Origin of the sequence: Ureibacillus thermophilus (assembly GCF_004331915.1) — a bacterium.
GTDB classification, from domain to species: domain Bacteria; phylum Bacillota; class Bacilli; order Bacillales_A; family Planococcaceae; genus Ureibacillus; species Ureibacillus thermophilus.
This window is the reverse complement of record NZ_CP036528.1, coordinates 1,941,803-1,963,275: the sequence shown is the minus strand read 5'-3', so window position 1 is coordinate 1,963,275 and position 21,473 is coordinate 1,941,803. Positions and strand designations below refer to the sequence as shown.

General features: G+C 39.0%; 20 protein-coding genes and 1 riboswitch. Of the genes, 2 read left to right on the top strand and 18 right to left on the bottom strand.

The annotated features are described in order from the left end of the window. Positions 1 to 7 precede the first annotated feature (7 nt). The 6 genes from DKZ56_RS09695 to mce all read right to left on the bottom strand — a co-directional run bounded on the left by DKZ56_RS09695 (position 8) and on the right by mce (position 5,174). Positions 8 to 862 (bottom strand): energy-coupling factor ABC transporter ATP-binding protein, encoded by an 855-nt coding sequence (locus tag DKZ56_RS09695; RefSeq protein ID WP_208649809.1) that lies wholly within the window; start codon positions 860 to 862, stop codon positions 8 to 10. After that, positions 863 to 1,645 (bottom strand): cobalt ECF transporter T component CbiQ, encoded by a 783-nt coding sequence (cbiQ, locus tag DKZ56_RS09690; protein WP_208649808.1) that lies wholly within the window; start codon positions 1,643 to 1,645, stop codon positions 863 to 865. It lies immediately after the preceding gene. Then, positions 1,642 to 1,935 (bottom strand): energy-coupling factor ABC transporter substrate-binding protein, encoded by a 294-nt coding sequence (locus tag DKZ56_RS09685; protein ID WP_208649807.1) that lies wholly within the window; start codon positions 1,933 to 1,935, stop codon positions 1,642 to 1,644. Before DKZ56_RS09685 ends, cbiQ begins: the two co-directional genes overlap by 4 nt. Next, the gene (locus DKZ56_RS09680; RefSeq protein WP_208649806.1) at positions 1,936 to 2,685 is read right to left on the bottom strand and encodes an energy-coupling factor ABC transporter permease; all 750 of its coding nucleotides are present in this window, start codon (positions 2,683 to 2,685) and stop codon (positions 1,936 to 1,938) included. Positions 2,686 to 2,815: 130 nt separating this feature from the next. Then, positions 2,816 to 2,994, bottom strand: a riboswitch (cobalamin riboswitch). Positions 2,995 to 3,210: 216 nt separating this feature from the next. Next, entirely contained in the window at positions 3,211 to 4,758 is a 1,548-nt protein-coding gene (locus DKZ56_RS09675) for an acyl-CoA carboxylase subunit beta (protein ID WP_208649805.1), read from the bottom strand. Beyond that, on the bottom strand, positions 4,758 to 5,174 hold the full coding sequence (gene mce / locus DKZ56_RS09670) for a methylmalonyl-CoA epimerase (RefSeq protein WP_208649804.1): 417 nt from the start codon (positions 5,172 to 5,174) through the stop codon (positions 4,758 to 4,760). The genes DKZ56_RS09675 and mce overlap by 1 nt, the downstream gene beginning before the upstream one ends. A gap of 125 nt (positions 5,175 to 5,299) precedes the next feature. On the opposite strand from mce, the gene prli42 reads away from it, so the two are divergent. After that, the gene (gene prli42, locus DKZ56_RS15970; protein ID WP_208649803.1) at positions 5,300 to 5,395 is read left to right on the top strand and encodes a stressosome-associated protein Prli42; all 96 of its coding nucleotides are present in this window, start codon (positions 5,300 to 5,302) and stop codon (positions 5,393 to 5,395) included. A 226-nt stretch (positions 5,396 to 5,621) separates the two neighbouring features. Here prli42 and DKZ56_RS09660 read toward each other — a convergent pair whose 3' ends face one another. From DKZ56_RS09660 to DKZ56_RS09620, 9 genes are all read right to left on the bottom strand, one after another. Then, positions 5,622 to 6,059, bottom strand: a complete 438-nt coding sequence (locus DKZ56_RS09660) for a BrxA/BrxB family bacilliredoxin (RefSeq protein ID WP_390260893.1) — start codon at positions 6,057 to 6,059, stop codon at positions 5,622 to 5,624. 110 nt (positions 6,060 to 6,169) lie between these two features. Continuing rightward, the gene (meaB, locus tag DKZ56_RS09655) at positions 6,170 to 7,258 is read right to left on the bottom strand and encodes a methylmalonyl Co-A mutase-associated GTPase MeaB (RefSeq protein WP_208649801.1); all 1,089 of its coding nucleotides are present in this window, start codon (positions 7,256 to 7,258) and stop codon (positions 6,170 to 6,172) included. Beyond that, positions 7,255 to 9,402, bottom strand: coding sequence for a methylmalonyl-CoA mutase (scpA, locus tag DKZ56_RS09650; RefSeq protein ID WP_208649800.1), 2,148 nt, complete (start codon positions 9,400 to 9,402; stop codon positions 7,255 to 7,257). Before scpA ends, meaB begins: the two co-directional genes overlap by 4 nt. Then, positions 9,399 to 11,090 (bottom strand): methylmalonyl-CoA mutase family protein, encoded by a 1,692-nt coding sequence (locus tag DKZ56_RS09645; RefSeq protein WP_208649799.1) that lies wholly within the window; start codon positions 11,088 to 11,090, stop codon positions 9,399 to 9,401. The genes scpA and DKZ56_RS09645 overlap by 4 nt, the downstream gene beginning before the upstream one ends. Before the next feature lie 131 nt (positions 11,091 to 11,221). Next, on the bottom strand, positions 11,222 to 12,499 hold the full coding sequence (locus tag DKZ56_RS09640) for a dihydrolipoamide acetyltransferase family protein (RefSeq protein ID WP_208649798.1): 1,278 nt from the start codon (positions 12,497 to 12,499) through the stop codon (positions 11,222 to 11,224). Between the two features lie 10 nt (positions 12,500 to 12,509). After that, a complete protein-coding gene (locus DKZ56_RS09635) occupies positions 12,510 to 13,493 on the bottom strand; it encodes an alpha-ketoacid dehydrogenase subunit beta (RefSeq protein WP_208649797.1) in 984 nt (327 codons plus the stop codon). Position 13,494: 1 nt separating this feature from the next. Continuing rightward, complete coding sequence (locus DKZ56_RS09630; RefSeq protein ID WP_208649796.1) at positions 13,495 to 14,490, bottom strand: thiamine pyrophosphate-dependent dehydrogenase E1 component subunit alpha; 996 nt, start codon at positions 14,488 to 14,490, stop codon at positions 13,495 to 13,497. A 28-nt stretch (positions 14,491 to 14,518) separates the two neighbouring features. Further along, positions 14,519 to 15,946 carry a dihydrolipoyl dehydrogenase gene (gene lpdA, locus DKZ56_RS09625; protein WP_208649795.1) on the bottom strand — a complete coding sequence of 476 codons (1,428 nt, stop codon included), beginning with the start codon at positions 15,944 to 15,946 and terminating at the stop codon, positions 14,519 to 14,521. 38 nt (positions 15,947 to 15,984) lie between these two features. Beyond that, a complete protein-coding gene (locus DKZ56_RS09620; RefSeq protein ID WP_208652223.1) occupies positions 15,985 to 17,085 on the bottom strand; it encodes a Glu/Leu/Phe/Val dehydrogenase dimerization domain-containing protein in 1,101 nt (366 codons plus the stop codon). A 288-nt stretch (positions 17,086 to 17,373) separates the two neighbouring features. On the opposite strand from DKZ56_RS09620, the gene DKZ56_RS09615 reads away from it, so the two are divergent. Next, positions 17,374 to 17,634 (top strand): DUF2627 domain-containing protein, encoded by a 261-nt coding sequence (locus tag DKZ56_RS09615; protein WP_208649794.1) that lies wholly within the window; start codon positions 17,374 to 17,376, stop codon positions 17,632 to 17,634. A gap of 50 nt (positions 17,635 to 17,684) precedes the next feature. Here the strand turns inward: DKZ56_RS09615 and DKZ56_RS09610 are convergent, their stop codons facing one another. The 3 genes from DKZ56_RS09610 to DKZ56_RS09600 form a co-directional block, all read right to left on the bottom strand. Next, on the bottom strand, positions 17,685 to 19,253 hold the full coding sequence (locus DKZ56_RS09610; RefSeq protein WP_245989403.1) for a flagellar assembly protein A: 1,569 nt from the start codon (positions 19,251 to 19,253) through the stop codon (positions 17,685 to 17,687). 176 nt (positions 19,254 to 19,429) lie between these two features. Further along, entirely contained in the window at positions 19,430 to 20,221 is a 792-nt protein-coding gene (gene spo0A, locus DKZ56_RS09605; RefSeq protein ID WP_208649793.1) for a sporulation transcription factor Spo0A, read from the bottom strand. A gap of 253 nt (positions 20,222 to 20,474) precedes the next feature. Next, a complete protein-coding gene (locus tag DKZ56_RS09600; protein WP_208649792.1) occupies positions 20,475 to 21,425 on the bottom strand; it encodes a SpoIVB peptidase S55 domain-containing protein in 951 nt (316 codons plus the stop codon). Between the last annotated feature and the right edge of the window lie 48 nt (positions 21,426 to 21,473).

Here is a 21,473-nt window from a genome sequence, read left to right as displayed (position 1 = left end):
ACCCCATTTATATTGTTACCTTCAATAAATAATCTTTAAGAATTTCCAATAATTGTTCTTTTGAACGGTAATCAATTGTATTTAAATTCACCCCTCCATTTTTCAATATTTGCGCTATTTCGAATATTATTGATGTTTCCAGATTTGCTTTAGTAATAATATCTTTGTGTTCTTCAAACAGTTGAGAGAAATTACCTTGAAATAACACTTCACTTTGATGCATCACAATTGCTTCGTCAGCCCATTCATAGGCAAAATCAATATCGTGAGTAGAAAGAATAAGTGTTCTCCCATCACGATGAAGTTCATCTAATAGTTTCCTTATTTTCTTTGTGTAATAAATATCCAAAGATGCAGTTGGTTCATCAAAAAGGATGACTTCAGGATCCATAGCAAGCACACCTGCGATGGAAACCCGCTTTTTTTGTCCACCGCTTAAAAAATGAATCGGTTTATCTAACAACTCACCTACGTCTGTCAGAACAATTGCTTTCTCAATTAACGTCTTTCGTTCCCGTTCCGGCAACTTTAAATTATATGGTCCATAACATATGTCATCTCGAACCGTCCCATTAAACAACTGGGTTTCAGGGTTTTGAAAAACGATTCCTACCCGACGTCTTAAATTGATCAACTCTTTCCTCGAATAGGTTAATGGTTGTCCATCGATGCAAATTGTGCCGGATGTTGGTTTTAACAACCCATTTAAATGCAATAATAATGTGGACTTTCCTGCACCATTGCTGCCTAAAAGAGCAATTTTTTTTCCTCGTTCAATTCGTAGATTGATATTTTTTAAAGCCTCAGTCCCATCTTCATAACGGTAGTACACTTCGCTCAGTTCGAAAATAGTAGTACTCATTCAACCAGCTCTCCCAACGGTGAAATTAAAAGCGATAATCAATATACTGATTAACATAATGAATATCCAACGGCTTCTTGAAAATGGAATTGTTCTTGCAATAACAGCCATATAACTATTTAAACTTCTTGCATTGACTGCGTTGTTTAAATCTTTCATTTCATGGAATACCTTAACAAATAAAGCGCTAATAATAAGTCCAATCGACTTTATCGTTTTGATAGATGAACCATGTCCCAATCTTGCTTTTTGTGCAAGAAATATTGTCCTGCTTGAATCCAGAAATAAAAATATAAATCGATAGATTAATGCGATTAAATCCAACAAAACCTGCGGAACTTTCAAGCACTGTAAACCAAACAGAACATCCTGAATGGTTGTCGTTAAGATTAAGAAGTACAAGCAACTGATACTCGATAAGGAAACAGAAAATAAAGTCAAGGCCTTTTCAATACTTTCCTTCATGATTGAAATAACAACGGGACCAATGATGGATTGAAAAATTGCTCCTTCTAAAGGGCTTTCGGTAAAGCTGAGTAAAATAACCAGTATACTTGATAATAAAAAAGTGACGGGAATTAACAATAACTTCCAATATATACGAACAGGAATTTTGCCAAAAATTATGGTAATCACAACCATGATGAAAAATATGAATAAAGACGTGTATATATTTTGAAACAGGATATTAAGTATTAAAGGAATCAATGCAAATACTATTTTTTCAATCGGATGTATGTTTCTTAATGGTGAATGATAAGCGTAAAATTCCAGCATTCTCATTTCGGTATCTCAGCATTTCCGCCCCTATTCCGGCCTCTCATATATCCTATAAAATAACCGATAAACCCAGCACCGGCAGCTCCTTGCAAGACGAATAATAAACTTTCGATTTCACCACTAGGAGGTTCCCATATACTAGAAAACCAAGGTTTATAGGATTCGTTCAGCTCTGTGATCAATTCTTCCGCTTCCCCGTCTGCACCGCCGTATTCTGCATTTCCATTGAACATCAGCGGAATGCAAATCAAAGCTATCGTAATAAATAAGATAAATGCGTTATTTTTTAACATCTATTTCGCCTCCTGAGTTTTGTTTAACACTTGAAGCAACTTTAATTCATTTACGTTATATTTCACCAAGAAATTCATCACCATGACTGAAAGCAACCCTTCTACAATCGCTAAAGGAATTTGAGTAATTGCAAAGACGCTAGCGAATTTGACAAATGAAGCAAATATACCACCCACTTCAGAGGGAAAAGCAAGTGCAAGTTGAATAGATGTAATGACGTAAGTGCCTAAATCAGCTAATGAGGCAGCCAAAAAGACTGCAAATGTAAACGTTAGACCGATCTTTTGCGCCCCCTTAAATACTCCATATGCAATAAAAGGACCGGCAACAGCCATAGAAAATGCATTGGCACCAAGCGTCGTTAACCCCCCATGCGCCAATAGCAATGATTGAAACAGCAAAACAATACTACCTAGAACACTCATTACAAAAGGACCAAATAAAATCGTTCCTAAACCCACCCCGGTAGGATGAGAACAACTCCCTGTAACGGAAGGAATTTTTAAAGCGGATAAAACGAATGCGAATGCTCCGGATAAACCCAGCAATAATTTTGTCTCAGAATGATCCTTTATAAGATTGCTTATTTTCTTTAACCCTATTATTAGAAAAGGTAATGTTACGAGCCACCAAAAGACAGCCCATTCTGCCGGCAAAAAACCTTCCATGATGTGCATAGCAAAGGCAGGCTTAGGAACCAACAACAATAATGCTAAAAAATAAATTGGCTTTTTAAACGAAATGTTCATAAAAACCCTCCTAAAAAAATATATGAATAATAAAAAAACACTGCTAAAATAGCAGTGTCCCACAACAAGGCATAACGATACGCATAATGCTAGTATGATGCCTATTCGTGTACCTATCCTCGTAGGACACTACCATCCACTCCATACGGCAGGTCTCCTGGCTTAGATTCATCGCTTCAAAATCGCCTTCCCATTTTCACAGTGGCATTTGATTTTGAGCTCCTCTTCACAGTGGCGGGACCGCACTAGATTTTCACTAGTTTCCCTATTAAGCTAATTTTCATTAGCACCGTATGGAATATTCAATTGTTGAAATTTAATAGCATTGTAGCATATAGATTCAAAAATTTCTATATCTTTCTAAATAGAATTAAAAATTTGACAACTCATTTTTTCTTTCAGCCATTACAAAATGAAGATTTTTGCTTTCTTTTGTATCAAAATAGATAACCTATTTAAAATTTTTAGAAAAAAAGTAGTACAAACCGGGATTGGCTTGTACTACAAATGTTCGTATGCATTGGATTATAGCGGAATATTTCCGTGTTTTTTCTTAGGTCTTGATTCTTCTTTATTTTCAAGCATTTCTAATCCTTGAATTAACTTAATGCGCGTTTCTCTTGGATCGATGACGTCATCCACCATTCCAAGTGAAGCAGCAACGTAAGGATTTGCGAATTTTTCTTTATATTCTTCAATTTTTTCTTGGCGTGTTTTTTCTGGATCTGGGGAATTGGCAATTTCGTTTGCAAAGATGATATTTGCCGCACCCGCAGCACCCATTACAGCGATTTCTGCATTTGGCCAAGCAAATACAAGGTCGGCACCGATGGATTTAGAGTTCAATGCCACGTATGCACCGCCGTATGCTTTACGTAAAATTACAGTAATTTTTGGCACTGTTGCTTCAGAATAAGCATACAAGATTTTTGCACCGTGACGGATGATACCGCCATGTTCTTGTTTAACGCCTGGGAAGAATCCTGACACGTCTTCAAATGTAATGATTGGAATATTGAATGCATCGCAAGTGCGAATGAATCTGGACGCTTTGTCGGATGAATCGATATCAAGTCCTCCAGCTAAAGCTTTAGGCTGGTTACATACAAGCCCTACTGAATAACCTCCAATGCGTGCAAATCCAACGACGATGTTTTTCGCAAATTCTGAATGCACTTCCATGAAGGAACCTTCATCCACCACTTGCTCAATTACTTTACGAACATCATATGGACGAGTTGGTTCGATTGGCACAACGTCAATTAATTCAGGACGCCAATCATCGCCTTCTGGACGTGGCAAACGAATTGGTTTTTCTTTATAGTTTTGCGGTAAGTAGCTTAATAATCTTCTAATTTGTTGAATCGCTTCTTCTTCAGAAGGAGCACGGAAATGGGCATTACCGCTGATAGAGTTATGCACTTTTGAACCGCCTAAATCTTCTGACGATATTTTTTCTCCTGTAACCGCTTCAATTACTTTTGGACCCGTAATGAACATTTGAGAAGTTTTGTCCACCATTAAAATAAAGTCAGTAATCGCTGGTGAATATACTGCTCCACCTGCACATGGACCCATGATTACAGAGATTTGCGGAATTACTCCAGAATAAATGGAGTTACGGTAGAAAATGTGGCCATAGCCGTCTAATGAAAGTACGCCTTCTTGAATGCGGGCGCCGCCAGAGTCATTGATGCCGATGAATGGGGCACCGTTTTTCGCTGCTAAATCCATTACCGCCGCAATTTTTTTCGCGTGCATTTCGCCTAATGCACCACCGAACACTGTGAAATCTTGAGCAAATAAATATACAGGGCGGCCGTTGACTTTACCATAACCTGTTACAACGCCGTCACCAGGCCCTTTTTGTTCACCCATGCCGAAATCTGTAACACGGTGAGTAATAAATGGATTAATTTCGACAAAAGTACCTTCATCTAACAATAAATCAATTCGCTCACGGGCAGTGAGTTTGCCTTTTTCATGCTGCTTTGCAATGCGTTTGTCGCCGCCGCCTAAGTAAATCTCCCTTTTTCGGTCATACATTTCATCAATTTTATCTAGCATATCCATTATTCATTAACCCCTTTTCCATTTTTTTCATATAGTTCATATAAAACTCCAAAACTATCTTTTGGATGAATAAAGCAAGCTTCTGCACCACCGGCAGCAGGAATCGGTTCTTCTGAAAGGAGGCGAACCCCTTTTTCTTTTAATTCCGCCATTTTTTCACGAATATTCTCCACTTTGAAGCAAATGTGTTGAATTCCTTCGCCACGTTTTTGAATATGATTGTAAATGGCTCCTTCTTCGCTTAATGGCTGCAACAATTCAATATGTACGTTTCCGGCATCAATAAACGCTACACGCACATTTTGAGTTGGAACTTCTTCAATTCTTTCTAGTTTTAAACCTAACACTTCAGTATAATATTTCACTGATTCGTCTAGGTTTTTTACGGCTATCCCTATATGATCGACTTTTTCCATGATGACACCCCTTCTGTTATAGTACATAACCTATTGTAGCGAATTTGCGAAAATTACGCTACGTACTTGAGAAATTTTTCAAATTTGATAAACTAAATCTATGAAAAAAAGGAGAGAGCGAGAAAATGAGCAATAAAAAATTTCAAAAAATAGTTGTGTATGCGATGATTGCAATTATGTTACTATCCACAATCGCATTTGGATTAGCGACATTTTTCTAACAGCAAACAGCGGTTACGATTAAGTAATCGCTATTTTTTATTTTGTTAAAAAAACATTTTTTAGCCCTTTAAACTGTATCATAACAGATTTTAGAAATAATATTCAGGATACTGATAAAATTTTATGATTTCAGAAAATAGAATTGGCTCTGAATCTATAAAAAGACAAAATGTAGAATCCGCCATACTATTGCGGAGAAAATTAGTATGCGGATTCTTCATTTCATTAAACTTCATCGCAATATTCTTCAAAATAAGCCTGCAAATTCGTGATGACAGACATTACATCATGCCCTTCAATCTCATGGCGTGGGATATCCGCCACCACTTTACCATCTTTCAATAAGACAAAGGCTGGAGAGGAAGGAATGTGCTCATCTCCAAAGTGCGCGCGTGCAGCTGCTGTTGCTTCTTTATCTTGTCCAGCGAAAACGGTTACTAAATGATCTGGCCGTTTATCATAATGGATGGCGTTAGCTGCTGCAGGACGTGCAATTCCACCCGCACAACCGCATACAGAGTTGATCATAACAAGGGTTGTCCCAGGGCGTGCAAAAGCTTTTTCCACCTCTTCAGGCGTTCTTAGCTGCTCATATCCCGCCGCTTCCATTTCGGCACGGGCTGTTGTGATAATTTCTTGCATAAATAAATCGTAATCCATCATGTTATTCATTCTCCTTTCAATTATTCATTTTAGCATAGTGAACAAAAGAGTTCATAGCAAATTCGAAAAGGAAGAAATGAAATACCCATTCAATGGATTACGGTTTCAATTTAGCCATTTTCAGGGAATAGTTGGTGAATTCCTTGAGTGACCGTAAGCTTCCCTTGTAAAATTTCTTCTTCTAATCGTTTCACTAACTCTTTGTTTTCTTTCTTGCCAAAAAATGAATCGATTAAATGGTCATGAATCATGGAATAAAACCAATCGCTCGTTTGTTCCTTTCTACGGATATACCAATAACCGGATTCCTTCATCTGTTTTTCAAAGGATCCAATCATTTCCCAAACATCCTTTAGCCCGATTTTCTCATAAGATGATACCGCAAGGGCTTGAGAAAGCCATCCCGGCGTTGCTGGCTGCAACAAATGCAAAATCTTCTTGTATTCGCTAACGGTTTTTTTGGCTTTTTCCACATTATCGCCATCCGCTTTATGAACTACAATCCCATCCGCCAGCTCCATAATTCCCTTTTTCATGCCTTGCAGTTCATCTCCTGCACCGGTTAAAACAAGAAGCAAGAAAAAGTCTACCATCCCGCGCACATACGTTTCACTTTGCCCAACGCCAACCGTTTCAATAAGAATTACATCATAGCCCGCTGCTTCACAAAGCAGCATTGTCTCCCTTGTTTTCTTATGAACCCCGCCGAGAGTTCCTGCACTTGGCGATGGGCGGACAAAGGCATTTTCATGGCGGCTTAAGTTTTCCATCCGCGTTTTATCTCCTAAAACGCTTCCACCAGAAATGGTCGAACTTGGGTCAATGGCAAGTACAGCCACCTTTTTTCCCATGTCGCAAAGCATTGTACCAAAGGCTTCAATAAATGTACTTTTACCTGCCCCCGGAACACCGGTAATACCGATACGAATACTATTGCCTGTATACGGCAAAAGGTCTTGCAATAGTTTTTGGGCTAACACTTTATGATCCGGGTTGGAACTTTCAATCAACGTGATTGCTTTGGAAAGTGAAGTGCGGTTCCCTTCCCGCACTTCACTCGCTAATTGAGGTAGATCAATTTGTTGTTTTTGCTTTTTTCGGAACTTCTTTGGCGCAACATACGTCATTCCGTCATGCTTGCTTTCAATGCCCTTCATGACATGTAAAGCTGTCTCTTCAGCGCTCTTTTCATCTCTCATTCAGACACTTCCTCGTATCCTAAGCGTCGATAAATTTCTTCAATGATTTTAATTGCAGCAACAGGAATTACTGTTCCTGGTCCAAAGATTGCTGATACGCCATTGTCATATAAGAATTGATAATCTTGTGCAGGGATAACCCCGCCAACTACGACGATAATGTCTTCTCTTCCTAATTTTTTCAATTCTTCAATTAATTCAGGCACTAATGTTTTATGACCCGCAGCCAAGGAAGAAACGCCGACGCAATGAACGTCGTTTTCTACTGCCATTTGAGCCGCTTCTTGAGGTGTTAAGAACAATGGCGAAATATCCACGTCAAAGCCAAGGTCTGCATAACCCGTAGCAACTACTTTCGCACCGCGGTCATGTCCGTCTTGACCCATTTTCGCAATTAAAATACGTGGACGACGACCTTCGTTTTCTAAGAATTCATCTGTCATTTGTTTCACTTGTTCAATTAATTCATTGTCGGAGAAATTGGATGAATATACGCCAGAAATGGAGCGAATCACTGCTTGGTGGCGTCCGCATACTTTTTCGATGGCGTCGGAAATTTCTCCAAGTGTTGCACGGGCTCTAGCTGCATCTACTGCAACCGCAAGCATATTTTCTTCTCCAGTGGCAGCCGCTTTCGTTAAGCGCTCAAGATGTCTTTGCACTTCTTCTTCATTACGTTCTGCTTTAATTTTTTGAATACGTTCAATTTGTTTTTGGCGTACGAGAGTATTATCGATATCCAAAATATCGATTGGTTCTTCATAGTCTAATGTATATTTGTTTACGCCGACAATTGTTTCCTCTTTTGAATCAATTTTTGCCTGGCGTTTAGCAGCAGATTCTTCTACTTTCATTTTTGGCAAGCCTGTTTCAATGGCTTTTGCCATGCCGCCAAGGTCTTCGATTTCTTTAATTAATTCCCAAGCGCGTTTCGTTAACTCATCTGTTAATTTTTCTACATAATAAGATCCGCCCCATGGATCGATAACTTTTGTCATCAATGTTTCTTCTTGCAAGAATAATTGCGTATTGCGGGCAATGCGAGCTGAGAAGTCTGTTGGAAGCGCAATAGCTTCATCAAGAGAGTTTGTATGCAAGCTTTGCGTATGACCCATTGCCGCAGCATTCGCTTCAATTAACGTACGAGTTACGTTGTTGAACGGATCTTGTTCTGTCAAAGACCAACCGGAAGTTTGGGAGTGTGTTCTTAATGCCAAACTTTTTGGATTTTTCGGATTGAATGTGCTCATCATTTGCGCCCAAATGCGGCGAGCTGCACGCATTTTTGCTACTTCCATGAAGTAGTTCATACCGATTCCCCAGAAGAAGGAAAGCCGTGGCGCAAAGGAATCGATGTCGATGCCAGCTTTTAATCCTGTCCGGACATATTCAAGTCCGTCAGCCAAAGTATAAGCCAACTCAATATCAGCTGTTGCCCCAGCTTCCTGGATGTGATAACCGGAAATGGAAATAGAATTAAATTTCGGCATATTTTTACTTGTATATTCGAAAATGTCCGCAATGATTTTCATCGACATTTCTGGAGGATATATGTACGTATTACGCACCATATACTCTTTCAAAATATCGTTTTGGATTGTACCAGCAAGTTTTTCCGGCGTTACTCCCTGCTCCTCAGCCGCTACAATGTAGAAGGCCATGATTGGAATAACGGCCCCGTTCATCGTCATAGAAACGGACATTTGGTCAAGCGGAATGCCATCAAACAAAATTTTCATATCTTCCACAGAGTCAATGGCAACGCCCGCTTTTCCCACGTCCCCTTTTACGCGAGGATGGTCGGAGTCATATCCGCGGTGAGTTGGCAAGTCAAAGGCAACAGATAATCCTTTTTGCCCCATTGCCAAATTTCTGCGATAGAAGGCATTGGATTCTTCCGCTGTAGAAAACCCTGCATATTGGCGAATCGTCCAAGGACGTCCCACATACATCGTTGGGTATGGTCCGCGGGTATTTGGCGCGATACCAGGATAATCTTTTAAATGCTTTAAGTCTTTAATGTCTTCTTTTGTATAGAATTCGTTTACCTCAATTCCTTCATTTGTTGTAAAGGTATGGGAAGGTTGAAGCTGTTCGTTTTCCAAAACTTCATGGATATTGACTGTTTCAAAGTTGGCTTTCATCGTTGTACCTCCTTCAAGCTTTCAAGAAGTGCAGAGAGCTTTTCCACGATATTTTGACCTAGATAAATAAATCCGTTTAACCCTTTAGATAACCATTCTTGTTCTTCTTCAGGGAATTTGCCTGCCACATCCAAAATGAGATTTTCTTTTTTGCTTTCTAATAATGCAGGTACGATTTCTTTTGTTTGTTCATTTGTCGCAGCAATCACTACATAATCAGCATCTGTTTCAGCAAGCCATTTTTTCGCATCCTCAATGGATTCAATTTCACCGGATTTAACTGGCACAACTCCAGCAGTAGCAAAGAATCCTTCCACGAAATCAGCGCGCGGTTTGAAGTCTTTTAATTTGCCGTAAGTTAAAATGCCGATTTTCACATTTGCACCCGCATATTGTTCGCGAAGAGTTTCAAATGGTATAGCAAGGCGTTTAATGTCTGCATAAAGCGGATTTGTTACCGTTTGCAATGCATCCGCTGGGTTTGCGTAAATATTTGTGCCGATTAATGAATGTTTTCTTGTTTCCACTTGTTGGATGCGTGTTTTGTAAACTTCTTCTAATGCTGATTGTAGTTTGCCGGATTGTTCGAATTCGTCAATGCCGCCTGCTTCTTGAATTTGAAGGAATAACTCCCAAGCTTTTTCCACATATTCTCTCGTTAATGTTTCAATGAAATAAGAACCGCCTGCAGGATCTAATACATCATCTACAAAAGATTCTTCTTTTAATACAAGTACAACGTTTCTTGCGATGCGGATGGATTGTTCCGTAGGTTTAGTCAATACATCATATGGGTATACAGTAATTGCATCCGCTCCGCCGATCAATGCAGCAAACGCTTCATTGCCAGCGCGCAATAGATTTACATAAATATCATATTTTGAGAAGCTGCGAAGGGAAGTTTCAGCAAGCACTGGAACTGGAACGGCTTCCGCATTGTAAGCTTTGGAAAAGGCTTTCCATAATACTTTGAACGCTCTTAATTTTGCAATTTCTTGGAAGAAATGTGTATCAATCGCGAAATGAACGAAAAATTTATTGGCAAAGGATTCAAAGGATTCAGACTTCTCCGCATATTTTGCAGCCTGAGCTAAACTAAGAGCTAATTCTTGTACAACATGGGCACCTTCATAATGGTATGGAACTGTATCTGCTCCAAATGTACGGACATTTGGATAATCCGAAAGTTCAACTGCTTCTTTTGAAACAATATATCCTTTTACTTTTTCGCGTACTTCGAATGGAATTATTGAAAATACATCTAATATACGGTTTTCGTGAACAAACAATTTAAATGGATATTCCACCAAATATTTAGCGAGTTCGTTTAAATTTTCATCATTCCACTCAAGCACTCGGCTGTCAATTGTAACGATGCCGTTCCCTCTTTCAACGCTGTCTTTTAAATGAGCAAAAAACTGTTCATCATTATCGCCGTAAATTGTTTGAGCTGCCTGTATAGAATCAGAGGCTTTTAACGAACGGATTGTAGAAACTTGTTTCTCCAACTCATCCCCTAATTTTTCGATCAGCATTTCTTGTGTATATAACGGTTGCAGTGTGATGCCTTCAATTGTTTTTGTGAAAAGTGATTCAAAAGGCTTCCCCTTTAATGCTTTAATTGCTGTTTCTTTCCACTCGTCATATCGAACAGTAGGAAATTCAATTTCATTCATGTTGTTTGACATAGTTGTCGCTAAACAGCTTCCCCCTTTTTTCTTTATTATAATTTTTATAATTCTTATAATACATTAGAAACCTTGTCCAATAAAGTACAAAAATTAAAGAAAGCCTTGATTTACAAGGCTTCTTTAAATTATTAATAAACTGTTTTTTCGGAATATTTTGTTTTTTCGAGAATATTTTTTACTCTATTAAGAAATTTTCCGCAAACGTATCCATCTAAAATTCGATGGTCGATCGATAAGCATAAATTCACCATATCCCGGATGGCTATCATATTATCGATGATGACCGGCCTTTTTACAATGGCTTCCACTTGCAAAATCGCTGCCTGTGGATAATTGATAATACCCATCGATTGGACAGAACCAAAAGTTCCGGTATTATTGACCGTAAATGTTCCCCCTTGGATATGTTCGCTTTTTAATGTGCCATTTTTCACGTGTTGCGTGAGTTCATGGATTTCTTTTGCAATTCCTTTAATGGATTTTTCATCGGCGTTTTTGATGACCGGCACATAAAGGGCATCGTCTGTTGCTACGGCAATGGAAATATTAATTTCCTTTTTTTGAATAATTTTGTCTTGCGCCCAAACAGAATTGAGCATCGGAAATTCCTTCAATGCTTGTGCAACAGCTTTGATAAAAAAGGCAAAATACGTGAGGTTGAATCCTTCTTTTTCTTTAAATTGCGTCTTGATGGATTCGCGATATTTCACTAAATTCGTTACGTCCACTTCCACCATCATCCAAGCATGGGGAATTTCTTCTTTGCTCTGAACCATGTTATTGGCGATCGTGCGGCGAATAGCCGATACTGGAATCTCCACATCGCCAGCGCTTGCTTCGATTTCAATTGGTTTTGATGGTGCAGGGATTGATGGCTGGGATTGAACCGTTTCCGCTGTTGGATTGTGAACTGCAACACTACCTTCCTCTTTTTTCAATTCGATATATTTTAAAATATCTTTTCTTGTAATTCGGCCATTGAGTCCCGTCCCTGCAACTTTTTCTAAATCGATTTGATGTTCGCTCGCCAGTTTCAATACCGCCGGAGAATAACGGCTTTTTTGTTTTGGAATGAATTCGCTAAAACCTGATTCATTGTATTTTACTTTTACAGTAGATTTTGTCGCATTGCGAATCGCTTCACTGATGTTCGATGACTTTTCCTCAGCTGTTTCAATCGTGCAGATGACCGCTCCAACAGGATATGTTTCCCCCTCTTTTCCGAGGATTTCTTTCACCGTACCCGTAAATGAAGAGGGAATTTCGGCGCTCACTTTATCTGTCAACACTTCCGCTAACGGCTCGTATTTTTTTACAAACTCTCCAGGTTTGACGAGCCATTTTTCAATTGTTCCTTCTGTTACACTTTCTCCCAATTGAGGCATCAAAACTTTTTCCACTGACATAAAATCCCCCCTAAAATGCGGCTAATTCCCTCATCGCCCGCTCAATTTTTTCAGGACTGATCATGAAAAATCTTTCCATTGTCGGCGCATAAGGCATTGCCGGAACATCTGGTCCAGCGAGTCTCATAATAGGTGCATCTAATTCAAATAAACAGTGTTCTGCAATAATGGCCGCTACTTCGCTCATTACGCTGCCTTCTTTATTGTCTTCCGTCACAAGAAGCACTTTTCCTGTTCTGCTTGCAGCTTCTATAATCCCTTCCTTATCTAAAGGATATACGGTGCGCAAATCTAATAGATGCACACTGATTTCATCCTCTTGAAGGCGTTCTGCTGCTTGGAGGGCGTAATTGACGCAAAGGCCATAAGTAATGACAGTTATATCTTCTCCTTCTCTTTTCACATCCGCTTTTCCGATTGGAAGCACATAATCATCGAGGGGCACTTCCCCTTTAATTAACCGATAGGCCCTTTTATGTTCAAAGAATAGAACCGGATCTTCATCACGGATGCTCGCTTTAAGCAATCCTTTTGCGTCATATGGAGTGGAAGGAATGACAATTTTCAGCCCTGGCGTGTTGGCAAAAAGAGCTTCCACAGACTGGGAATGGTATAACGCGCCGTGAATCCCCCCACCAAAAGGCGCTCGAACTACAATCGGGCAATTCCAATCATTGTTTGAACGATAACGAATTTTTGCCGCTTCCGATACAATTTGGTTTACAGCCGGCAAAATGAAATCGGCAAATTGCATTTCCGCAATGGGACGCATTCCCACCATCGCAGCGCCAATGGCTACACCAGCGATGGCGCTCTCTGATAGGGGGGTATCCAGTACGCGCCATTCTCCAAATTGTTCGTACAATCCTTGAGTCGCTTTAAATACGCCCCCTTTTTTGCCGACATCTTCCCCTAAAATAAAAACCCGCTCATCTCTCTCCATCTCTTCCTTCATCGCCAAATGGATTGCTTCAATAAAGGATAATACCGCCATTTTATTCATCCCCTTCCCAATAAACATATTTCAACGCATGTTCTGGGGGTGCATAAGGTGCTTTTTCGGCATAGTCGGTTGCGTCATTTACGATATCCATCACTTTGGCATTCATTTCTTCAAGGGTTTCTTTTGTCGCCACATTTGCATCCGTTAAGTACTTTCCAAAAAGCAAAAGCGGATCATTGGCTCTTTCTTTCTCCACTTCCTCGCTGGAACGGTACTTGTCATCATCATCGGAAGAATGGCTCGTCAATCGATAGGTCACCGCTTCAATCAAACTTGGCCCATCCCCTTTAAGGGCTCTTTCCACCGCTTCTTTCATCACTTTATAAACGGCTAAAGGATTTCTGCCATCTACAGAAGCCCCATACATTCCATATCCAAGAGCTCTGTCAGCCACTTTCCCTCCAAGTTGTTTATCCACTGGTACGGAAATGGCATATTGATTATTTTCAACCATCATGATGACAGGTAATTTATGAACGCCGGCGAAGTTCGCTCCTTCATGGAAATCCCCTTGGTTTGTTGAACCTTCGCCTAAGGTTACAAAGGAAACATAGTTTTTATTTTGCAATTTTCCTGCCAACGCCACTCCCACTGCATGTGGAACTTGGGTAGCCACAGGCGAGGAGCCGGTTAAAATGCGCTTTGCTTTGTAGCCAAAATGGCCCGGCATTTGCCTTCCGCCTGAATTTGGATCTTCCCCTTTTGCAAAGGCTGATAGCATCAATTCCCTCGGCGTCATACCGAAATGCAGTACAACGCCCATATCCCGGTAATATGGAGCAATATAATCCCTTGTTGGTTCTAGAGCAAAGGCCGCACCTACTTGAGCTGCTTCATGACCTTGGCAAGAAATTACAAAAGGGATTTTACCGGCGCGGTTTAACAGCCACATTCGTTCATCTAATCTCCGGGCTAAAAGCATTGTTTCATACATCTTTATCACGTCTTCGTCCGTCAAGCCCAGTTCTTTATGATGCAAATCATTCATTGACATACTCCCCTTTCACGGAACAAAGTTAAAAATGAATTGCTTTCCCCTCCGCCGCTAATGCTGCTTCATAAAACACTTCACTCAAGGACGGATGCGGATGGATTGCCTCACCGATTTCCCAAGGCGTCGCATCCAATAGAAATGCAAGGGATGCCTCAGAAATCAAATTTGTCACGTCCGGCCCAATCATGTGTACACCAAGCAAATCATCCGTTTGTTTGTCGGCAATGATTTTGACATAGCCTTCTGTTTCACCATAAACAACCGCTTTCCCAACACCTTGGAATGGAAAAATGCCGATTTTGACATCTGCTCCAAGGTTCTTTGCCTCTTCTTCGGTTAACCCGATGCTTGCGACCTCTGGGAAGGAATAGATGCAGCGGGGAATATTGCGGTAATTTACAGTTTTCTTCTTCCCTGTAGCAATATGTTCCACGGCAGCAATCGCCTCGCTCGTTGCCACATGGGCGAGCTGCATGCCGCCAATGCAATCTCCTATTGCGTAAATATGTTTTTCTTTCGTTTGATAAACATCATTCACTTTGATAAAGGAAGATTCGGTTTCAATCTCGGTATTTTCAAGTCCAAGATTTTCAATATTTCCAATCCGTCCAATGGAAATTAACATTTGTTCCCCTTCATAATGTGTTTCTTCACCTTTGACTTTTGCAATAAGTTTTACTGAATGGATATTTTTTTCAATGGAGGAAGGAATTATCTCTGCATTGGTAACAATTTGAATACCTCTTTTTTTCATCTGTTTTTCCAGTTCTTTTGATATAGATGCATCTTCTTGAGGTAAAATACGATCTCCATATTCCAGTACCGTTACGTCCACGCCAAAATCGCTTAAACACGAAGCCCATTCAATACCGATTACGCCGCCTCCGACAATAAGCATGGATTTCGGAAGCTCTTCTAAATCGAGCATTTGATCGGAATTGAGTATCCTTTTACCGTCAAAATCTATACCATGGAAAGGGCGTGGCTTGGCTCCTGTGGCCAGGATGATGTATTTTGGCAAGAGCATTTCATTTGGAGAACCGTCATTCATTTCAACGGAAACCGTTCCCCCTGCAATGGGAGAAAAAATCGATGGGCCTAAAAGCCTTGCCGTACCATAGTAGCAATCGATTTTTCCTTTTTTCATCAGCCCTTTGATTCCTTGATGGAGCTGGTTTATTACGTTTATTTTGCGCTCCTGCATTTGCTTTAAATTCAAATGGAAACTGGAAATTTCCACTCCGAAAAGTTCCGCATTTTTTGCATTTCTGTAGATTTCAGCGCTTCTTAAGAAGGTTTTCGTCGGGATGCAACCTTTATGAAGGCAGGTGCCCCCTAAATCTTCTTTTTCAACAACAGCTGTTTTTAGACCTAATTGCGCAGCACGGATTGCCGCCACATATCCTCCCGTTCCTCCACCAATAATCACCAAATCATATTCTCTAGCCATAGCCACCCCTCCAAATCAAAATCAATCTCGTTAAGCACTTATAATGTTCTTTTGCTTAAAATATTTTTTTCTCTTTGCAAAAATTGTTTTCTAGATTTTAATACGCTGTTGATTCGCTCTTCTGCTATGCGATTGGCTGCTAGATAAGTTGGAATATTTTCTTCTTTTGACATTTGAAAAATCTTCATCAAAGTATCATAAATTGTTTCCACCCGCTTCATCGCCCGTTCTCTGTTATAGCCGTATAATTCATCCGCTACGTTGATGACACCGCCTGCATTGATGACGTAATCTGGTGCATAAATAATGCCCTTTTCATGCAATATTTGCCCATGGCGGGATTCTTTTAATTGATTGTTGGCAGAACCGGCAATGACTTTCGCTTTCAATTGCGGAATTGTTTCATCGTTGATAATCGCTCCAAGGGCGCATGGGGAGAAAATATCCACTTCTTGTTCGTAAATTTCATTCGGTTCTACAGCAATAGCGCCAAATTCTTTGACTGCCCGTTCCACTCTTTCTTGATTAATATCTGTCACAATCAGCTTTGCACCTTCTTCATGTAAGTGCTTACATAAATGATAAGCAACGTTTCCTAAACCTTGCACAGCGATGCGTTTTTCTTTTAAGCTGTCGCTTCCAAAGGCTACTTTGGCGCTCGCTTTCATCCCTAAATACACGCCGTAAGCGGTTACAGGAGAAGGGTTACCGGATGAGCCGAAAGTCGGTGAAATACCCGTTACATAATCGGTCTCTTCATAAATGATATCCATATCTTCTACAGTTGTTCCCACATCTTCTGCTGTAATATAGCGGCCGTTTAAACTTTGTATATACCGGCCTAGTGCACGAAACATTTCTTCATTTTTATCCTTCGCCGGATCGCCGATGATGACTGTTTTTCCTCCGCCGAGATTTAAGCCGCTTATTGCATTTTTATAGGTCATTCCCCGGGCGAGCCTCAAAGCATCTTCAATCGCCTCTTCCTCTGACTTGTAAGGCCACATTCGTGCTCCGCCTAAAGCTGGGCCTAGAGTTGTATCGTGAATGGCAATAATTGCTTTTAAACCAGAATTTTTATCATGACAGAAAATCAATTGTTCGTAATCATACTTTTCCATGTACTTAAAAATTTCCATCATTATCCCCTCCAAATACACAATGAACAAAAAATTCTGCTTCGTTTTAAAATTTTCTATTTTGTAACATCTTTTTTCTTTACAATACTTTTAATTTTGCTATTTATCAACTAGAAATATTGAAAACCTTCTTTTCCCAATTTTCTGATTATTCATTCTTTTTAGGAAATATATTCCTAATATAATTTATATGAATCACTCCAATAAATTATGGGCGTTTTTTTGTCGAAACTTGACAGGATTTTTTTACAATGTAAAATTGAAGTAATTGCGAAGGAGGTTAATTTCATGGCCCGTTTAATAGCATTTATCGTCTTATTAATCCCAGCATTGATCGCAGGTGCAGGGATTAAATTTATGAGAGATACATTGTACGGCAATTTAATATCTCCATTTCCATGGTTATGGCTCCAATTTTTAGCAGGAGTCATCTTCAGCGTTATTGGAATTGGCTTTTTTGCGGGCTATTTATTGCATAGAGACCGTAAAAGAGGAAGGGTAGCACCGAGATTCCAAAAGAAAGAGGAAACAAAAGAAATGAAACAATAAATGGCAAAAAAAGCGTTCAAAGAAAGAAAGCTTCTTCCCTGAACGCTTTTTTATACATTTAATTCGCCCTTTTCCAGCATAAATCGGCCTTTTGTCAAATGGGTTAATAATGATGATTTATTTCCTATTTGAATAAATGTGCCTGGATGGGCTTCCTTTTTAACAATAATTTCTCCAGTCCCTGTTGACTTTAAACTTTCAATCAACTCTTGAATTTCATGTTCGACCTGCATCATTTGTTGCTTTTTGTCTTCCAATACTTCCTGTAATTCCTTCACCCTCTTTAATTGAACTGGGGTCATGCGTTCTTTTAAAGCGGAAAATTTTTCAATTTTCTCTGTTAATTTCAGTATTTCTTCCTGCATTGATTTTAATAATGCTGCTTTTTGTTGCATGATTTTATAACTTTCCTGCCGATTGACCGTTTGAACAATTAATTCGGTGCGCCTTTCGAAGCGGTTTCCAGAAATCGCTGTCACGATTCGATTTTTGGCAACTGCAGTTCCGCCAATAATTTTGCCCTTTCCCTCATCTAATAAAATTGAATCCGCTTGCAAATGGGAGTTTAAAGAATACAATCCGATGACAATATTTTTTTTGGCACGTAAACTGGCTTCATTAACGTGTTTTACATATATATTCCCGCCAGCTATTACCTTTGTTTCGCCTAATCCAAAGATGCCTCCTTTTATGTAAATATCGCCATTTCTGGATTCAATGAGTTTTGCACCTGTCACTCCTTCTAATCCTTCAATGGAAATATCGCCGGTCGCAACTAATGAAAAGCCTCTTTGGATTGTTCCTCTAACCGTGATGGAACCATCAAAATTGATGTTTCCCGTCTCCAATCCAACATCGCCATAAATAGGCAAATGATTATTGATATATAATAATCCTTGTTTTTCTTCTACTACCCCTTTATTTAAAGCACGGATGACAATTTTTCCGTCTTCTTCCACTTCATAAGCAGAATGACGATCATATTTTAAGGGCTTATCTTTTCCAGGTGGTGCAGGTATCTCTTCACCATAAATATTCTTTCCAGTAATCCCCGGTTTTGCTGGAATTTTTTCTCCTAACCAATCATTTTCATTAACTTCAAAAATGAAATTCATATCAAAATAATTTGCACGCCCATCTTCGCGAATGACCGGTTTTCTTTCTGGCAACTTTAAATAAGTTACTTTGGCATCTTCACCTTTAACTGGTTCGGTTCCTTCTGCAATAAGAATCGCTTTGCCGGGAACAATTGAACTAATATCAATATTTTTAATGCCATAAACAATTTTATTTTTTTCAAGTAAATCGTTTAAATTTTTTAAAAATTCTTTTTCATTTTTTAAAATTTCGGAATCGTGTACAACTAAATATGCTTTCATTTTATCTTTGGAAATATCGATTTCCATTGGCGGCAGCCATATCCCGATTTCCATCAATGTCTGTGTTTCATCTTGCAATGCATTTTTTAAGTTAGAAAAATTTGTTAACTTAAACCTTGCGACCATTCGAATGATTTTATCAAAATCTTTTAAGGGAAAACCTTTCTGAAAGGTTCGAATAAAGACTTTTTCGTTTTCTTGAACCAATTCGAAATACTCATTAGAAAATATTCGCACCATAAAGTCACCTCATATTTCCTTGCTTTTAATATAATATAAAATCGTCATTTTTAGAAAAGCAAAAAGTCACCCCAAAAAAGAGGTGACCATAAGCAAAAAGTACCCCTTAAAAATTTAATTTGAAACATTTCTCGCTTTCTTTAGGTGAAAAGACACATAATACGGTTTGAAACATTTTATGAAGCTACTAATTCAAGGCGAATTTTATCAGCAATCATTGCAATGAATTCTGAATTCGTAGGTTTCGACTTTAAATGGTGGACAGTATATCCGAACATTTGAGAGATGGACTCGTAATTTCCACGGTTCCATGCCACTTCAATAGCATGACGAATGGCTCTCTCCACTCGAGATGGTGTTGTTCCAAATTTTTTCGCAATTTCTGGATACAAAATTTTCGTTACAGAACCTAATAAATCTATATCGTGATAGACCATTTGAATCGCTTCTCTTAAATAAGCATAGCCTTTGATATGCGCTGGAACGCCAATTTCCTTAATAATGGATGTAATGGTTGTATCCAATTGTCGCTGATTGACTTTTCCTGTTGTTTCAGGCTGTAAAACACTATGTCTTTTGATAGATTCTCTTTTTTGATTTGCACAATGCAATATTTTTTGTACAAGTTGTTCAAACTCGAAAGGTTTTAACATAAAGTAGGAAGCTCCGTATGTAACGGCTTGTTTCATGACGTCTTCTTGTCCAAAAGCCGTCAACATGATCACTTGTGTATCGAGGAAACAATCATCTTTATGCATTTCTTGAAGTACTCCTAAACCGTCCAGATGAGGCATAATGATATCCAGCAATAAAATATCCGGTTTGCATTCTTCTAACATATTTAGACACAATTTCCCGTTCGATGCAGTCCCAACAATTTCAATGTCTGAATGATTTTCGAAATATTGTTCCATTGTTTTTACTAGATCACGATTATCATCGGCAATAGCAACCCTAATTTTTGACAATGCAAATTCCCCCTTATTAGACCTTCTCCCAAAAAATGCATTTTTATTACATCAATATGTCATAGTTTTGACAATATTCTTTTCGACATTTTTTTAGTAATACCTTCCATCAAACAGAAAAATAAGCAAGTAGTCGTAAAGATTCTCTCAGATTTGACAAATTTTGTTCTTTTAGAAAATTTTCCATCGTATAATTTCAATAAAAAAATCAAAAAAAGACTACATCAGATACCGCTGATGTAGTCTTTCAATACTAATCCGGTTTCTTCTTTAGCATTTCTGATAAGGTAATGGCTGCACCTCTAGCAGGTTGTTCGACAAACATATGGGTTACAGCGCCTACAAACTTTCCATTTTGTAAAATCGGACTTCCACTCATCCCTTGCAAAATGCCGCCGGTTTTAGATAACAGGTTTTGATCCGTTATTTCAAACTGCAAATAATTGTCTTCAATTTTTACGATTTCTATTTGAAAGGATTCGACCTTTGACCCTTCAATGGCAGTTAATAGTTCAGCTTTTCCTAATTGAATTTCGTCATCATACATAATCTCTATAGGTTTACGCATAATTTGATTTATATCAGATTCCCAGTGGCCAAAAATGCCGTACAATTCATTCGAGTCAATATTTCCAAGGCGAATATCATCCGTATTGATGACTGATATTTTATAACCGGGGTTCCCTGGGCTGGACTTTTTGATTTGCTCAATGGAAGCTAAAAAAATAGAACCATCTGTAAATTCAGGTGGCCTGTTTAAAACACCATCGATAATTTGATGACCTAATGCTCCGTATTCTTTCGACTCAGGATCGATGAAGGTCAATGTCCCAATGCCATCCGTTTCATCTTTTAGAAAGGGAAGAATATTATTTGCCTGATCATTCGTCAGTTTAATCGTTCTGCTTTGATTGGTACCTTTTTCGATGGTCAGGGTGATTTCTTCTCCTGATATGAATTCCTCAAACTTTTCCAGCGAATCAATCTTTTTGCCGTTGACTTCTTTTATAATATCCCCTTTTTTCAGCCATTGGCCATTTGGCAGCAACACATCGTGGGCAACATAGACAAATGGCAATTCCATTTGTATTCCAATCGATTCACCCATTGGTATTAATTTTTTGGCTTCAGCTACAGCAGAAGGTGATAAAAGGGCGAACATCAACAATAGATAAGCAAGCAAGTTACGCAAACGGCATTTCATAGTCCACCTCCTAAATTGTTTGTAACATTACTATGTGTAGCTGGCCTT

What these genes read in the sequence shown, in the direction of transcription:
- DKZ56_RS09695 (WP_208649809.1), bottom strand. Translation starts at nt 862, where the DNA reads ATGAGTACTACTATTTTCGAACTGAGCGAAGTGTACTACCGTTATGAA.
- cbiQ (WP_208649808.1), bottom strand. Translation starts at nt 1,645, where the DNA reads ATGAGAATGCTGGAATTTTACGCTTATCATTCACCATTAAGAAACATA.
- DKZ56_RS09685 (WP_208649807.1), bottom strand. Translation starts at nt 1,935, where the DNA reads ATGTTAAAAAATAACGCATTTATCTTATTTATTACGATAGCTTTGATT.
- DKZ56_RS09680 (WP_208649806.1), bottom strand. Translation starts at nt 2,685, where the DNA reads ATGAACATTTCGTTTAAAAAGCCAATTTATTTTTTAGCATTATTGTTG.
- DKZ56_RS09675 (WP_208649805.1), bottom strand. Translation starts at nt 4,758, where the DNA reads ATGGATATGCTAGATAAAATTGATGAAATGTATGACCGAAAAAGGGAG.
- mce (WP_208649804.1), bottom strand. Translation starts at nt 5,174, where the DNA reads ATGGAAAAAGTCGATCATATAGGGATAGCCGTAAAAAACCTAGACGAA.
- prli42 (WP_208649803.1), top strand. Translation starts at nt 5,300, where the DNA reads ATGAGCAATAAAAAATTTCAAAAAATAGTTGTGTATGCGATGATTGCA.
- DKZ56_RS09660 (WP_390260893.1), bottom strand. Translation starts at nt 6,059, where the DNA reads ATGATGGATTACGATTTATTTATGCAAGAAATTATCACAACAGCCCGT.
- meaB (WP_208649801.1), bottom strand. Translation starts at nt 7,258, where the DNA reads ATGAGAGATGAAAAGAGCGCTGAAGAGACAGCTTTACATGTCATGAAG.
- scpA (WP_208649800.1), bottom strand. Translation starts at nt 9,402, where the DNA reads ATGAAAGCCAACTTTGAAACAGTCAATATCCATGAAGTTTTGGAAAAC.
- DKZ56_RS09645 (WP_208649799.1), bottom strand. Translation starts at nt 11,090, where the DNA reads ATGTCAAACAACATGAATGAAATTGAATTTCCTACTGTTCGATATGAC.
- DKZ56_RS09640 (WP_208649798.1), bottom strand. Translation starts at nt 12,499, where the DNA reads ATGTCAGTGGAAAAAGTTTTGATGCCTCAATTGGGAGAAAGTGTAACA.
- DKZ56_RS09635 (WP_208649797.1), bottom strand. Translation starts at nt 13,493, where the DNA reads ATGGCGGTATTATCCTTTATTGAAGCAATCCATTTGGCGATGAAGGAA.
- DKZ56_RS09630 (WP_208649796.1), bottom strand. Translation starts at nt 14,490, where the DNA reads ATGAATGATTTGCATCATAAAGAACTGGGCTTGACGGACGAAGACGTG.
- lpdA (WP_208649795.1), bottom strand. Translation starts at nt 15,946, where the DNA reads ATGGCTAGAGAATATGATTTGGTGATTATTGGTGGAGGAACGGGAGGA.
- DKZ56_RS09620 (WP_208652223.1), bottom strand. Translation starts at nt 17,085, where the DNA reads ATGGAAATTTTTAAGTACATGGAAAAGTATGATTACGAACAATTGATT.
- DKZ56_RS09615 (WP_208649794.1), top strand. Translation starts at nt 17,374, where the DNA reads ATGGCCCGTTTAATAGCATTTATCGTCTTATTAATCCCAGCATTGATC.
- DKZ56_RS09610 (WP_245989403.1), bottom strand. Translation starts at nt 19,253, where the DNA reads ATGGTGCGAATATTTTCTAATGAGTATTTCGAATTGGTTCAAGAAAAC.
- DKZ56_RS09600 (WP_208649792.1), bottom strand. Translation starts at nt 21,425, where the DNA reads ATGAAATGCCGTTTGCGTAACTTGCTTGCTTATCTATTGTTGATGTTC.